Source organism: Chamaesiphon sp. OTE_75_metabat_556 (assembly GCF_031378165.1).
Taxonomy (GTDB): domain Bacteria; phylum Cyanobacteriota; class Cyanobacteriia; order Cyanobacteriales; family Chamaesiphonaceae; genus Chamaesiphon.
In genome coordinates this window covers 1-15158 of sequence record NZ_JANNDR010000105.1, presented here as the reverse complement: position 1 = coordinate 15158, position 15158 = coordinate 1, and the positions used below count along the sequence as shown (strand labels likewise).

General features: G+C 47.7%; 17 protein-coding genes. 7 read left to right on the top strand and 10 right to left on the bottom strand.

Annotated features, from left to right (window positions below; genetic code table 11):
- From RMO27_RS04695 to RMO27_RS04675, 5 genes are all read right to left on the bottom strand, one after another.
- Positions 1-241: hypothetical protein (locus RMO27_RS04695; RefSeq protein ID WP_309729690.1), on the bottom strand; the 241-nt coding region annotated here is incomplete at its 3' end.
- Positions 242-418: 177 nt separating this feature from the next.
- On the bottom strand, positions 419-667 hold the full coding sequence (locus RMO27_RS04690; protein WP_309729687.1) for a hypothetical protein: 249 nt from the start codon (positions 665-667) through the stop codon (positions 419-421).
- 96 nt (positions 668-763) lie between these two features.
- Entirely contained in the window at positions 764-2053 is a 1290-nt protein-coding gene (locus tag RMO27_RS04685; protein ID WP_309729684.1) for a hypothetical protein, read from the bottom strand.
- A 53-nt stretch (positions 2054-2106) separates the two neighbouring features.
- The gene (locus RMO27_RS04680; RefSeq protein WP_309729681.1) at positions 2107-2310 is read right to left on the bottom strand and encodes a hypothetical protein; all 204 of its coding nucleotides are present in this window, start codon (positions 2308-2310) and stop codon (positions 2107-2109) included.
- On the bottom strand, positions 2295-2765 hold the full coding sequence (locus RMO27_RS04675; protein ID WP_309729678.1) for a hypothetical protein: 471 nt from the start codon (positions 2763-2765) through the stop codon (positions 2295-2297). The genes RMO27_RS04680 and RMO27_RS04675 overlap by 16 nt, the downstream gene beginning before the upstream one ends.
- Positions 2766-2830: 65 nt before the next feature.
- On the opposite strand from RMO27_RS04675, the gene RMO27_RS04670 reads away from it, so the two are divergent.
- From RMO27_RS04670 to RMO27_RS04650, 5 genes are all read left to right on the top strand, one after another.
- Positions 2831-4279 (top strand): SWIM zinc finger family protein, encoded by a 1449-nt coding sequence (locus tag RMO27_RS04670; RefSeq protein WP_309729674.1) that lies wholly within the window; start codon positions 2831-2833, stop codon positions 4277-4279.
- The gene (locus RMO27_RS04665; RefSeq protein WP_309729671.1) at positions 4279-5826 is read left to right on the top strand and encodes a DUF5691 domain-containing protein; all 1548 of its coding nucleotides are present in this window, start codon (positions 4279-4281) and stop codon (positions 5824-5826) included. Before RMO27_RS04670 ends, RMO27_RS04665 begins: the two co-directional genes overlap by 1 nt.
- A 91-nt stretch (positions 5827-5917) precedes the next feature.
- On the top strand, positions 5918-7048 hold the full coding sequence (locus RMO27_RS04660; protein ID WP_309729667.1) for an AAA family ATPase: 1131 nt from the start codon (positions 5918-5920) through the stop codon (positions 7046-7048).
- Between the two features lie 178 nt (positions 7049-7226).
- A complete protein-coding gene (locus RMO27_RS04655) occupies positions 7227-7457 on the top strand; it encodes a hypothetical protein (protein WP_309729664.1) in 231 nt (76 codons plus the stop codon).
- Between the two features lie 41 nt (positions 7458-7498).
- Positions 7499-9739: a DUF5682 family protein gene (locus RMO27_RS04650; protein WP_309729661.1), complete on the top strand. Its 2241-nt coding sequence runs from the start codon at positions 7499-7501 to the stop codon at positions 9737-9739.
- Here RMO27_RS04650 and RMO27_RS04645 read toward each other — a convergent pair.
- Positions 9729-10577 (bottom strand): Rpn family recombination-promoting nuclease/putative transposase, encoded by an 849-nt coding sequence (locus tag RMO27_RS04645; protein WP_309729659.1) that lies wholly within the window; start codon positions 10575-10577, stop codon positions 9729-9731. The two genes, RMO27_RS04650 and RMO27_RS04645, sit on opposite strands and share 11 nt — an antisense overlap.
- Before the next feature lie 158 nt (positions 10578-10735).
- On the opposite strand from RMO27_RS04645, the gene RMO27_RS04640 reads away from it, so the two are divergent.
- The gene (locus RMO27_RS04640; protein WP_309729655.1) at positions 10736-11221 is read left to right on the top strand and encodes an SEFIR domain-containing protein; all 486 of its coding nucleotides are present in this window, start codon (positions 10736-10738) and stop codon (positions 11219-11221) included.
- A gap of 136 nt (positions 11222-11357) precedes the next feature.
- Positions 11358-12521: a VWA domain-containing protein gene (locus tag RMO27_RS04635; RefSeq protein ID WP_309729651.1), complete on the top strand. Its 1164-nt coding sequence runs from the start codon at positions 11358-11360 to the stop codon at positions 12519-12521.
- Here RMO27_RS04635 and RMO27_RS04630 read toward each other — a convergent pair.
- From RMO27_RS04630 to RMO27_RS23730, 4 genes are all read right to left on the bottom strand, one after another.
- Complete coding sequence (locus RMO27_RS04630) at positions 12518-12916, bottom strand: hypothetical protein (protein WP_309729648.1); 399 nt, start codon at positions 12914-12916, stop codon at positions 12518-12520. The two genes, RMO27_RS04635 and RMO27_RS04630, sit on opposite strands and share 4 nt — an antisense overlap.
- A 216-nt stretch (positions 12917-13132) precedes the next feature.
- Positions 13133-13906, bottom strand: coding sequence for an ABC transporter permease (locus RMO27_RS04625; protein ID WP_309729645.1), 774 nt, complete (start codon positions 13904-13906; stop codon positions 13133-13135).
- Positions 13899-14879, bottom strand: a complete 981-nt coding sequence (locus RMO27_RS04620) for an ABC transporter ATP-binding protein (RefSeq protein WP_309729642.1) — start codon at positions 14877-14879, stop codon at positions 13899-13901. The genes RMO27_RS04625 and RMO27_RS04620 overlap by 8 nt, the downstream gene beginning before the upstream one ends.
- 139 nt (positions 14880-15018) lie before the next feature.
- Positions 15019-15144 carry a DUF86 domain-containing protein gene (locus RMO27_RS23730; protein ID WP_396133612.1) on the bottom strand — a complete coding sequence of 42 codons (126 nt, stop codon included), beginning with the start codon at positions 15142-15144 and terminating at the stop codon, positions 15019-15021.
- Between the last annotated feature and the right edge of the window lie 14 nt (positions 15145-15158).

The window sequence follows — 15158 nt, the reverse complement described above, 5'->3', positions numbered from 1 at the left end:
CCCAGTGCCAATCTGCCGATCGATCGGGATTTCTGATTTGAGATTGCCGAATCAGCCGCTCGGCTGTATTCCGATTGCCACCTAGTAGTTTTAATAATTTCCGCTCCAAGTGCGGATGCTGCGGTCGATATTGTCGATTGGTAGTCTTACTGCTACCGCCCAACTGAAATCGGTGGCGTTGTTGCCAAGCCACAAATAATAGAGACAGTCCTACCAAAATCGCGATCGCCGCACCACTCATAAACAGTTAAAATTTTGCAGATTGAGATTAAATTGCCAACATTACTGATAATCTAACTGAAAATCGATACGTCTTCAATCAGTGCAAGTACTTAGGAGATCGCGGCAGAATAGCTACGCCAAGAAACTCATCTCAAGTGGGTATTCTGCGCCGTGCCCTGAAAATCGATCGCTAATCTCAACCGCCCCAACTGTCCCCAGCACTAATACCGATATTAAGGCTTCTTACTCCTGCAACACCTTGCTGGATGTCTTTCTCCGCTCTGACTCGATCGCGCATTGCTTCATATTCGCGTTCATCTGCGGCGAGAGCTTGCTGTTTGGAGTCAGGTAAAGTCTCGATATGAATTGGCTCCCGACAGTTGCTACAGTAGCCCAGTCGGAGGCTGAGAATTAGTGCTTCGCATTTGTCGCATTTGTATGACATACTTCTTACTCGCTAATCGAAAAATTGCCCGAACTTAGGATACCCAGATGCTTTGATCGAGTCAGTATTTAAGGGCATGGAAATTATGGGATTGACTTATTTACTCAGTTGTCGCCAACTGCGATTGGGGAGCGACTTGAGCAAGAAAAACAGATAAAAGCCGATCAACACAAACAAACAGACATTTCCCAATTGACTATAAGTATTGACGATCTGGACATCGCTCCAACCCATCGAACTTAAATTATTCATATCGCCACCAGCGTCACCTTGCCCGCCCAGCATCGTTCCCCACGGAATTTCCGCAGATCCAGTTTTGATGTGGTGCCACATGCTAAAACTCTCGACAAAGGTATATGTTGCCATTAACAAAAAGAGATATCGCCAAAAATCCCAGCGGAACTTATCTGGTAACGGGAAATAGAAACATACTATCAATAACGTACTCAGATAAAATTCGCCACCGACACCGCCAAAATACAACAGCAGATGGTAAGTATCTTCTGGCATCAGCCAAGTCATATAAAACTGGACGATCGCGATAACGACAGCCATCACCATTGCTGGGTATTTTTGTTCGCGCCAGCCCGACCAAAATAATATTAATAACAATAATAAAACACAGATATAGACGATCGGCGATCGATTCTCGCTAATATTTGTCCAGCCAAAAGGTAGTGGGGTGGCCGCGTGTCCGGCTAACCAAGCAACTGTCGCATGTCCGAATTCATGAATCCAAATCTGGATGCCTCTAAGTAAAAATCTGGGGAAAACTAATATTTGAGCCAGGATCGCGATCGCAAAGGCGATCAGTAAGGCACCGCGATTAATGTAGCGATTATCGAATGCATAAAGATCTGTATCGGCATCTTTAACCTTTTCATCGAGCTGAAATTTTTGCTTCCATTCGTTGCGTTTACCGTGCATTCCATAAATAACAACGGTTTCAATTCCGGCTGGATCTAAGACTTGCAAACATTGGATAATTTGCTTGGCTACTTGCGCCTTAACAGCACCAGATCGACTTTGCAATTTGATGTGTAGCTCTCTGCCGGCGATTGTGATGGTTGAATAGATGTGATCAGATCGCAATAATCGATCGAGCGTTTCACGAATTTGCTGGCTAGGTAAATCGATTTCCGTAGCAGTGATGACCGCTGCATCGCTTTCTAACGTCTCATCCCGACACTGGTGGTAAGCAGCCGTCAGGAGGGCTATTTCGCTTTTTCGACCCTCTTTAACTAGTGCCATCCGCTGCTTGCCAAAAGCCGCATCGATCTCGTCGATCGAAGCTCCAGGCTGCACGTTTAACATTTGATAATATTCCAAATTCATGACGATCGGCCGTAGATATCGAATGATGGGCGTCAAGATTAGTATGCCCACCAGTCGATCGATCCTCTCCTTAATCTACGCTGACCCGATCCCTGTACTAATCACTAGTTAATGGGATAACCAATCTCTTGAATATCTTGAGCTAATTCATCGATCGATAGATTGACATTTAACATTTTGACAATCTCGTTAGTAAGAGGCTGATGCGCGTAGATATGCTGCACAGCAACTAGATCGATTGCCTGCTCGTGATAATCCGTTGCCCATTCTTGGTAAGTCAGCAGATTACGATCTAAGGTTGATAACATCCAATTAGAGCCGTCGGCATCTTCATCACCTTGAGGATAGCTAATGTAATGTTACGGACATTCCATGCGGGATCGATATATCTGCGCCAAATGCAAAAAGTTATGTCCTCGATCGAAAACGCTGGTTCTTGCAGAAAAGAATTAAACTCTAGTGGCACTGCGTCCAAAACTCCGCTCCAGATCTTGCCCTCATCATTGCCATAGGGACTCATTTTGGATGCATGATCGAAACCTTTGATAATTGCTCCGGCTGAGTCAAACAACATAAAGTATTCATCCCCACCACCGTTATCCAGCTTCGCCATCATTTCGCCAGCACCCCAATGAGCTTTGAAACTATAAGTTCGCAGATCGGAACGTGGACACAGGATTGCATCCAACATCGCTAGGGATTGAGAGAGTTGGCGGAGGCTGTCTATATCTGGCAGCAGGTTTAGAGTTTTAGTAGCAACCATCGGCATTAACGAGAGATTTTGTGCGCGTGACTAACTGGACAGATCGATTTATTTAATGATACTGTGTGACAGATAGTTCAAGCGATCTGATTATGGCAGTAGTTTGGAGCAGCGAACAAATCCTGGCTTTGGCACCAGATGCCGGATCGGTCAAAAACGGCAAGGCACTAGCCACTGCCAGTAAATGGCAAAACTTGGGCGGTACGGAGCGCGTATTGTGGGGTGAATGTCAGGGCAGTGGGAAGAATCCCTATCAAGCGCAGATCGACCTCACCGAACCAGCTTTTAAATGTAGCTGTCCCAGCCGCAAATTCCCCTGCAAGCATGGCTTGGGCTTATTTTTGCTCCATACCAGCCACACCAATTTATTTACGCAGGATGCGCTGCCTAGCTGGGTACAAGACTGGATCGATAAACGATCGCAAACCACCCAGAAGAAGGAAGAGAAGCAAAAGGCACCTGTAGACGAAGTCGCCCAAGCCAAACGGCAGCAAAAGCGATCGGATAAAGTCAGTACGGGACTTGCGGATCTAGATCTATGGCTACAAGACATCATCAGTAGCGGCTTGGCAGATACGCAAGCTCAGTCCTATGGTTTTTGGGATGGGATGGCGGCGCGATTGGTAGACGCTCAGGCACCAGGATTAGCCAGACGGGTGCGGCAATTAGCAGGGATTGCTAATAATGGGCAAGCTGATTGGGCGGGCGAATTGCTGGTGGCACTGAGTCAGATTCATTTAATAATTCAGGGTTACCAACGACTGGAGAGTTTGTCACCAGCACTCGCGGCAGAAGTGCGATCGCAAGTCGGGTGGACGATTTCTCAAGACGAGCTGCTAGGTTTATTTGAGCGCGGGGAAGTTACCAGTCAGCAAGATGAATGGTTGGTGATGGGCAAAAGCCTGACGGAAGATCCTACCAGTAATCTCAAAACTCAACGCGTATGGCTATGGGGGCAAAATAGCCAGCAGATCGCCCTAATTCTCAATTTTGCCGTTCGCAACCAACCGATCGATGTTAGTTGGTTGCCTGGTTCGCTCGTGCCCACAGAACTTATCTTTTTCCCTAGTAGCTACCCCTTGCGGGCAATCGATCGCAATCGTCAAGATGCCCGCCAACCAGGAGCTATTCCAGGCGATGAGACGATTATCGTTCCGTTCGCGTTGGCGAAGCCTCTCGAAGAGAAGCGTCTGCCTGCGCAGAGAGGCTTCGCCAACGAACTGGCGATCGATCGTTATCGTCAAGCGTTAATTCAGAACCCTTGGCTGGAGACATTTCCCCTATTAATTACGGATGTCACGCCCAATTATAGTGAGGGTAATTGGTCGATACGCGATCGAGAAAATAACTATTTACCCTTAGAACTAGCCGATGTACGGGGTTGGCAGCTTTTAGCATTAAGTGGGGGCAAGCCGATCACCCTAATGGGAGAATGGGATGGGCAAAAACTAAAACCATTGAGCATTTGGCACGATGGTGGCTATTGGCAAGCAAACATTGGGGAGGTATGGTGATGAATGCTTGGGAAACACTAGTTGCGAGCGCATTGGTGGGGACGAATCGACAGTCACCATCGATCGATCTGACTCATCCAGCTTTGGCAGATTATGGGGCTGCATTACCCAGTCAGTCGCCAACACAACAAATCCTCAGTGCGGCGGGATTAATTGCTGCTTATCAAGCAGTTGGCAACAGTCCGATACCAGCAACTTTGCCATTATTAGCCCCCGCTGCTGAAGCCGATCTGACTTGGTGCTCGCCGTTAACCGCTCGGCACTTGAGTGCGATTTTGAATGAGAGTCGCTACGAGCCAATCTTGCCGGAACTATTGCAATTGCTAGCGCAGACGGAACAAACTGTCCCCCCAGACTTCTTGCCCCTAGTATTGGAGCGGGGCAAACGCCATAAGAGTTTGAGATCTCTAATTACACCGATGTTAGGCAGTCGCGGACAGTGGTTAGTTCGCCAGAATCCAGAGTGGGAGTATGCTCTCGGCGGTGCGATTTTATCTCTCGATCCAGCTCAATTACCAGAAATCTGGGCAACTGGTACCCGCAGCGAGCGGTTAGCAGCAATCGCGCAATGGCGACAGATCCAACCAGCGGAGGCTAGATTGGCGATCGCCGCTAGCTGGAAGCAAGATAAAGCAGATGACAGGCAAGCATGGTTAGAAGTGTTAGAGACTAATTTGAGCCTGGAAGATGAAGAGTTTTTGGAAGTGGCTTTATTCGATCGCAGCGAACAAGTCAGGCTTCAAGCTGCCGATCTCCTCAATCGTTTAGCCAGTCAATATCGTCAGCGATTGACGCAATTAGCCAGTCAATGTGTAAGTATTGAAGCCAAGGGAAAGAGTTGTAAAATCAAGCTCAATTCGCCTAAAGTTGGTGATAAAGAATGGCAAGCAGCCGGAGTAAATGACAAATCTGTTGGGACTACCAATATTAGAAATCTCAATCTGACCCTGGAAGAATGGCAAATTTTACAAGTTTTAATTGCTGCCGATCTAGATATTTGGTCGGGAGATATCGATCGATTATTAGATGCAGCAGCGAAGCACGATCGCAGTTTACTCATTCTGACTGGCTGGGTGAAGGCTGCTTGCTACCAACAGCGACATGATTGGATCGAAGCTTTATTGACTCGATCGCATTCTAGTTTAGAGGAGTACCACATTCGATTGCTGTTACAGGCTTTACCTGGAAATGCCCAGGAATTCACATCACAATTTTTCACCAAGCTTTTGACTGCCGATAACTTTAGCGATCGTATCCATCAAACCTTGTCAGCAATGATGGAAACTGGTGGCAACTGGAGCGCGCAAATTAGTAGTTTGGTAGTGCGGCAATTTCACAAACACATTCAGCAGCTAGATCCTGAGAAAACTTACTATTACTATCAGCAAAATCATAGTAATCTGCTGGGTCAATATTTAGATATCAGTGTATTGTCAGATCTTCAACAAGTGCAGTCAGAATTATCGATCGAGCAGTTTAGCTACACCCCTTGCATCGAACTCCTAGAATTTCGCCGAGAGATGCGATCGGCTTTCAATACGGCTTAGAAGTTTGAACTCAAAGAACTCCAGCTTCCATCGCAGCCTTTTACCCACCCCTGCCCCTCCCCAGAGGGGAATTTCCCCCCCAATATTTATCATGCCCCCAAAAGCTAAAGCTAAAACCGCAGCAGAAACCACCGTCGAAAGCACCATCACCACCCTGCGCCAAAACGCCGAACATCAATTCGCTCACGAACTCGCCGAACTCAGCCAAGCGGACACCCGCCAAAAGCCCCCCAACTGGCAACTATCTCCCTGGGCGGTGTCTACCTACCTACTCGGCGGGAAACTCGAAAATGGCTTTGAAGTCAGCCCCAAATATATCGGCAGTCGGCGGTTGATGGAAATCGCGATCGCGACATTAGCAACCGATCGAGCATTACTACTATACGGCGTACCAGGTACCGCCAAATCTTGGGTGTCCGAACATCTCACCGCCGCCGTGACGGGTGATTCTACCCTGTTGATTCAAGGTACTGCTGGTACCAGCGAAGAAGCAATCCGCTACGGCTGGAACTATGCCCTTTTATTAGCCGCAGGGCCATCAATGGCTGCCGTGGTGCCCAGTCCGATGATGAATGGGATGAATGATGGCAAAATCGTGCGGATCGAGGAATTGACGCGGATTCCAGCCGATGTACAGGATACCTTAATTACCGTTTTATCTGAGAAAACCCTGCCGATTCCCGAAATTGGTACGGCAGTCCAAGCTCAGAAGGGATTTAATGTGATTGCCACAGCGAATAATCGCGATAAGGGCGTGAACGAGCTATCGAGTGCCCTCAAACGCCGCTTTAACACGGTGATTTTACCCGTGCCCGATAGTGCTGATGAAGAAGTCGCGATCGTCCATAAGCGGGTAGAAAGCATGGGACGCGCGCTCGAATTACCGATTGAAGTTCCCGCTCTCGCAGAAATCCGCAGAGTGGTAACGATTTTCCGCGAATTACGGGCTGGAGTAACTGGTGACGGTAAGACGAAACTCAAGACTCCCAGCGGCACGATGAGTACGGCGGAAGCAATTTCGGTCGTTAATAGCGGGATGGCGTTGGCGGCACATTTTGGCGATGGGACTTTGCAAGCTGGCGATCTGGCTGCCAGCATCCAGGGTGCGGTGCTCAAAGATCCGGTGCAGGATGCGGTGGTGTGGAAGGAATATCTAGAAACCGTGGTGAAGGGGCGGGAGGGTTGGCAAGATATTTATCGGGCTTGTCGGGAGTTATTGTAGAGCCTAAAATCGCAATTAGGGATCGAATCTTACTAAGGAATTCAGATTAAATAACTTGCAATTTCTCCTTTGGTAGGGGTAATTCATGAATTACCCCTACCAAAGGTATAAGGGTAGACATGTATATTATTGAATCTTCATTCCTAACGAAACATCAGTATAGTAAATCAAATATTTTATGATTAATATCCATACTGAATCAGCCTTTCAAAAGGCGATTGAAGCAGCAGAACAGTTATCGATAGATGAGCGATTAGTGCTTTTGGATATCTTACGACAACGGATCGGACAAACCAAGCACCAAGAACTCGTATCTGAAGTAGCTGCTGTACGGGAGGAATATCAAGCTGGAAATGTGAAATTCGGTTCGGTCGGTGATTTTATGTCTATGTTTACTAGTGCTGACTGAATTATTCACAACCTGTATCGATTCGGAATTGAGGTATCGACGTGACTACTACTATCTTTGGCATTCGCCATCATGGGCCAGGTTCAGCGCGGAGCTTGAGATCGGCACTCAAGACGCTCCAACCAGATATCGTATTGATCGAAGGGCCACCAGAAGCAAACGATCTGATTGCCCTCGCACAATCTGGCGAGATGAAACCTCCAGTCGCACTGCTGATCTACGATCCAGAGAACTTACCCCAATCTGGCTATTATCCGTTTGCCATCTATTCTCCCGAATGGCAGGCGATTCAATATGCCTTATCAGCCGAGATTCCGGTGCGATTTATCGATTTGCCAGCGACGATGCGGGACTCAGCGCGATCGAATCCAGAACCAGAACCAGAACCAGTCGATCGATCGCAACCATTGGATGAATCAGAAACCACACCAGGAGCAGATCCGCTCGGTTGGCTGAGTCGAGCCGCCGGATTTGGGGAAGGCGAACGTTACTGGGAATATTTAGTCGAGCAACGCCGAAATAGCACCGATTTGTTTGCCGCAATTTTAGAAGCAATGACGGCACTGCGACAGGAATTGACCGAGCATACTCAACAGCGGGATCTGATTCGCGAAGCATATATGCGCCAATGTCTGCGCCAAGCGCAAACGGAAGGTTTTCAAAAACTAGCGGTAGTCTGTGGAGCTTGGCACGCACCCGCACTGGTGGAACCGCTACCAGCAGTGAGCGAGGATAGAGCTATCCTACCAACTCCCACCAAAGCCAAAATTCAAGCGACGTGGGTACCCTGGACTTATGGGCGATTGAGTGCGGCGAGTGGTTATGGGGCGGGGGTGGAGTCGCCAGGCTGGTATCACCATCTGTGGACGCATCAAAAAAATGTCGTGATTCGGTGGCTGACGAATGTGGCGCGGCTGTTACGCAAAGAAGATCTCGATGCATCTTCGGCGAGTGTCATCGAAGCGGTACGGTTGGCAGAAACCCTGTCCGCGATGCGGGAAAGTCCGCTGCCAGGATTGGCAGAATTAAACGAAGCCGTCCAAACCGTGTTGTGTTTTGGCGATACAGCACCGATGCAACTGATTCACCAACAGCTTATTATTAATGACAGATTGGGAAAAGTCCCTAGCGAAACCCCGCAAATACCGCTCCAGCAGGACTTACAAAAACTAATTAAAAAACTCCGGCTCAAACAAGAACCGATCGAGAAAACCCTAGAACTGGATTTGCGCAATGCCAACGATTTGGATCGATCGCAATTATTCCATCGGCTGAATTTACTCGGCATCGGTTGGGGCAAAACCCAGCGCACTAGCAGCACGGGGACTTTTAAAGAAGGTTGGTTAATTTGCTGGCAACCAGAATTTGCAGTCAAGCTAATTGAAGCCGGACTCTGGGGTAATTCGATCGAATCTGCTAGTACTGCATTCGCCCAGCAAGCCGCTCAAGATGCCCAAGATTTACCCAGCCTGACAACATTACTCGATCGAGTCTTGCTTGCCAACTTAGGTACTGCAATTCCCACATTGATGCAGCGACTCCAAGCCATCGCCGCCATCACCAGCGATACGCTGCATTTTATGAATGCCTTGCCACCCCTGGCAAATATCCTCCGTTACGGCGACGTCCGCCAAACCGATACGACTAGCATCTCGATCGTCGTAGATGGGTTAATTAGCCGCCTCTGTATCGGTTTGCCCAATTCCTGCCAATCCCTGGATGACGATGCCGCCACACAGATTTTTGACGCCATTCAGCAAACAAATGGCACGATTAAACTCCTCCAAAATCCTACCCAGTTAGAGAACTGGCGGCAAGTTTTAATCCAGATTGCCAGCCAACAAAATGTCCACGGTTTGGTGCAAGGACGCTGCTGTCGGCTGTTATTTGACGATGGTAGTTTGGATACTAAAGCTACCAGCCAGCGGTTGAGCTTGGCTCTATCGCTAGCCAATGAGCCAACTGCGGCGGCAGCTTGGGCGGAAGGTTTCTTGCGCGGGAGTGGTTTGTTACTATTGCACAGCGATGGCATTTGGCAGGTATTAGACAATTGGATTGCGGGATTATCGGCAGAGAATTTTGTGGCGATCTTGCCATTATTGCGCCGCACTTTTGCGACATTTAGTTCGCCCGAACGCCAACAAATGGGCAAGAAAGTTGCCAAAGGGAAAGTTATTAGCAAGGTCGTAGTAACTGAATCTGCTAACTTTAACACGACTCGATCGCGGCAAGCCTTACCAGTTGTCGCTCAACTTTTAGGCTTTGCCACAGCTACGAATTAGCTGCCAACCAACTCATTAAATCGCCAAGCTCTTGAAAATCTAGTAAAGCTTCCCCCAGATCTTCAAGTTTATCCAGCGGCAACTTAGCAATTACTTCATTGACTTCTGGTAATAGCGTCCCAAATCGTCGTGATAATTGCCGCAAGATCATCGATCGAGCCTCTGTTTGACGACCTTCCGTAACCCCTTCAGCTTTGCCTTCAGCTTTGGCATCTTGGTAGACTCTAGTTTGTTGCAAGGTCACTCCAATCATTGCTTCTACCTCTGTTCTGGTTAGGTTGGTAAATTTGTAAACCATGATGGTCGATATTGTTTCTATTATCGCACGGCTGTCTGGGAGCTGTTGCAATCGATCAATCAGCGATCTGGCTGTGGTAATGGCATCATCGTCGGGGAGAGTGGTGAGCAGCATCAACTCGATGCCGATGGGTGGTGCGGCGAGCGTACTCAATTCATCCAGATAGATGGGCGTAATCCTACCGCTGGCTAGAAACTCGCTGACGGTGACTAGTTGGGATTGTTCGACGCTGCGGTTGGGATAAATCACGACGGCGCGCCAATCGTAAAACTGCTGGCGATAGCGATAGGTATAAATGCTAATTTCGCTATTGAGTCGTTCGTAGAGCAGCGGATCTGGTTGGAACTGGACTTCGCAGAAGTAAACGTTGCCGCTGTTGTCGGGTGGTAAGAATACACCATCGATGCGGAAGCTGGTTTCTTTGACTTCGACGGAATCAAAGGTATAGCCAGCAGTATTTGCAGGTGGATTGGGAATCAGATCGAACAGTAGCGCGGGGGCTTGTGCAAAAAGTTGATAGAAGATGGTGTCGCGACGCATGAAGGGAGGGGAATCGATGACAGATCGATCGTACTATGGATGGTAGATAGCCCCAAGTTTTGTTGCTAATTCATATTTTTGAGCTACAAGATCTGGGAATAATAAATATATCCAGCAAATCTGCACATCCGCGTTAGTTATCTCCATCCGCACTAGCCATGAATACCGCATCTTTACCTCTGAAGGTTTTCATCAGTTACAGTCATGATTCCCAGACACATGAGGATCGAGTACTGGCATTGGCCGATCAATTGCGGGATGATGGGATCGATTGCAATATCGACCAATACCAACAGTCACCAGCAGAATCCAACTCAACAAATTCAGATGCAACTAATTTAAGTGAATTTACAACAGGACAAAATCAGAAGAAAGCTCAAAAGCTCAAAATAGATTCAGAAAGTAAAATTAGAATATCGAAGCAGAGCTTAAAAAGAAGAGCTTGGCATGGTCGCTTTGTTTCTATGATTTTTGCGAAGGAAAAAATAGTTCTTGTTAAAGCTCCTCCCAGAGAGGTTTCAAAACTAAGTAAAAATTTTATAGGCATCTGCAATAAGGGATGTATAGATCACTCATATTGTATAGATGATATTCGGGTGGCAACCAAGGCAACTTTTGATTGGCGTCCTCTAGAAACAACATAAAAACATTCCACACTAAATATGGTTAAAACAATCCTATCGTTGAAATATCCTGTTCAATAAATTGCAAGTAAATTATCAACGATAGCTCAGCTCGATCGGCTAGATAATGACAATGACATATCTTTGAGGAAAACCGATGACAGAAGCAGAAAGACTCAAACGGTGGCGATTGGTACTCGGGAGCGAAGCCGAAGGTAGCTGTGGGATAGGGGCTGGTGGCTTAACTGGCGGCGATATCGAAATGGATCGCGCCCTGGCTGCTTTGTATCGCTCCGACACCGACACCCGCAGCGGTGGTTTAGGTGGCTCTGCACCCAAAGTCGCTCGTTGGCTCGGCGATATTCGCACCTACTTCCCCAGTTCGGTAGTCCGCGTGATGCAGCAAGATGCATTAGAACGGCTGAATCTGCAACAAATGTTGCTCGAACCGGAGATGATGCAAGCTGTCGAAGCTGACGTGCATCTAGTCGCCAATTTGATGTCATTGAGTCAGATTATGCCCGCCACCACTAAAGAAACAGCGCGTTTAGTCGTCCAAAAAGTCGTAGACGAACTGCTCCGCAAACTCACCAACCCGATCCAGCAAGCTGTCTCCGGCAGCCTCAATCGCGCCGTCCGCAACCGTCGTCCCCGTCATAATGAAATCGACTGGAATCGGACAATTCGGGCTAATCTACGCCATTATCAAGCCGCCTACAAGACGATTATCCCCGAAACGCGGATCGGCTACGGGCGCAAACGGACGGCATTGAAAAATATCATCCTGTGTGTGGATCAAAGTGGCTCGATGGCGACTTCGGTAGTTTATGCCAGTATTTTTGCAGCGGTGCTGGCTTCGATGCCCGCGCTGAAGACTCAAATGGTGGTATTCGATACGGCGGTGGTGGATCTAACCGAACTACTCCAAGATCCGGTTGATGTGTTGTTTGGTACCCAACTCGGCGGCGGGACAGATATTAATAAGGCAATGAGTTATTGTCAGGGTTTAATTCGCCAACCCCAGGAAACGATCTTGGTGTTGATTAGCGATTTGTATGAAGGTGGGAATAATAACGAGCTGCGCAAACGCGTCGGATCGATCGTGGCTTCTGGCGTGCAATTAGTTACTCTGCTAGCTTTAAATGATGATGGTGCGCCTTGTTTCGATAGGTCTAATGCGGCAGCGTTTGCGACTTTAGGTAGTCCCGCTTTTGCCTGTACGCCCGACCAATTTCCCGATCTGATGGCTGCCACCCTCAGTCGCCAAGATATCGGACTATGGGCGGCGAAGGCTGGCTTGGCGACAACGCGAGGGAATTAAGATTTGAAACCCGCACACTTGGATAAAGCTTGGCGGATACCGCTCGGGGCGTCACTCAGCGATAGTGATTTGGAAGTCGGACAGCCAAAATTCATCGTTTCGATCGCCCCATTAGCCTTAAACTTGGCATCGAGTGGTAATGAACCACTATCAAAGACAGCTACATAACCACTACCCTCTTTGCGGATGCGTTGATACGATCCCATCCATTGTTTGAAACTGACCAACATTTCTCGGCTCTGAGTGTTGGGTGCAGAAGACTCATTCCGAAACAGTCGATCGAGTACCACCTCTGGGGCTGGCTGTGCGTGGGCGACTAGATCGATCGACAAAATTAGTAGCAAAGCTCCGCCCAGCAACGTTACAGCTCGATTTTTCTGGTTTGTGGATAGCATTATAGTAGTTCTCCTGTAATTAAAATGTTGTTAAAAATCGATCTTAACGTAGACCGTAAAAATAGGTTGTCAATTTCGATAAACCGTTGCGAATCGATCGACCACCAATTTTCTAAAATTACGCGACAGATGCGAACCGATTAGATCCCCGACTTCTTCTCTTCTCTGCGAGAGGCTACGCCAACGAGACGCTACGCGAACGAGAATTCGGGGATCTCATAACTCCGATCTCTGCATCCAAGTAATCGCCATTGTGAGTAATAAGCCGATCGATCCCACCGCACTAGCCATTGCCCACCAACCAGTACTCGGAAAATTACCATTCATAGTTTCGTAGGCATTATGTTGCAACGCCCAGACAGTGTAAGGTTCGATCGATCGTAATTGAGTCGATGGCAGCCCTGCGCCGCTAAAAAAGATCGTCAATGCCAACGCGGTAACAGCAGCAACTTTGTCAAATAAAACGCCCAATAAGATCGTCAGTGCGAGAACGCATAATAGCACCAGATACACCATCACTACCCCGCCGCCATAATTGAACAGCGAGATATTAGTTGGCAACCCAACGAACATTGCCACCAGATAGACAACAATCGACGGCGCACCAATGACGATTGCCCCGATAAATACAGCATGAGCGGCAAATTTCCCCAGGATAAATCCCGCAGGCGATAGCGGTTTAGAAAAAATCCACAGCAGGGTTTGGGTGAGCTTTTCTTCAACAATCTTCCCTTGAGTCAGAATAATAGTCCCAATCGACATCATATTACTGCCCGACCACAGAAATAAGGTGAGGATTGCGCCGCCGCGATCTTGGTTTGCTGTCGGCACCATCAACGCGGGCGTTAAAGTTAGTGCCATCCAAATAATCGATTGATTTATCCAGCGATGCGTCCCAAACCAGGCAGCTAGCTCTTTGCGATAGATTGCATCAAAACCTCGATACCAACTACTTGCAACGCGCTGGAGTTCTCTATTTTGCTCATTCATATTTGGTACCGCCGCCGACTAAATTGACAAAAATATCTTCGAGGTTCTGAGTAGATCGATCGAATTGAGTAACGATGGTTTCGGGATCTTGCATCGCTATTCGTAGTAGTTCGATTTCAGCAGTGCGAGCATCGCTGACATGAATTAGCAGTTTAGTGGTGCGGCTATTTGTGAGATCCGGCGATCCAGTTTTGATCTCGATTTTATTAACCCAAGGTATCGCTAATAATCGAGATTTAACTGTTTGTCCGTCACCGCTTAATGTCAGGTTAAATAGATTGCTATTTCCTAATAATAGTTCGTCGATCGAGCCTTGGGCGATTAATCTGCCACGATCGAGAATAACGACTCGATCGCTCACTCGCTGTACATCATCGAGAATATGAGTGGAATAAAATACCGTACTGCGACCCCGAAAGCTCTCCAAAATCTTCAATACATCCCGCCGCCCCAATGGATCGAGGGCAGATGCTGGCTCGTCGAGAATGATTAATTCTGGATCGTTAATTGCCGCTTGAGCGATACCCAAGCGTTGCTTTTCACCACCAGAAAAACCCTTCACCGGTCGATCGGCTTTGCCATTTAAACCCACCAAATCGATTAGTTCCTCAATTCGTGCCGCGATCGCTGTTTTAGAGCCAGTAAAGAAGAAGGAAGCCACAAATTGAAGCGTTTCACGAGCGGTTAAATAGCCATAAAAACTCGGCGACTGAGCGAGAAAACCAACCCGTTCGCGAATTGCGACGCTATCGTTAACGATATTTTTACCAAAAACTGTCCCGACTCCACTTGTCGGCTGTACCAGCCCCAGCAGGAGCTTAATCGTGGTACTTTTACCCGCCCCATTAGCACCGAGAAAACCACAAATAGATCCCCTTGGTACAGCTAAATTGAGATTGCTGACAATCTGCCGTTTGCCATAGGATTTAGTCAGATTTTTAGTAGAAATAATCAGATCGGGCGATGTTACCATGTTTAATCAATCAACATATCTGTTTAACCAAGTCCATCCCAGATCGATCGCCCATTGCCATCCCAAATCAATAATAGATTAAAAAGCCCTACAAAATGGGGGCTATCGATCGTGATGAAGATTCGACGATCGAGATCGGTTAGGTTTCTAATTCTTGTAGCACTCGCTCTAAGGACTGAATTAGAGGTGGTAAATCTTGCTGAACTGTCTGACAAATCACTTCAAAATCGATCCCAAAGTAAGCATGAACGAGGCGATTTCGCATTCCGACCATTGCCC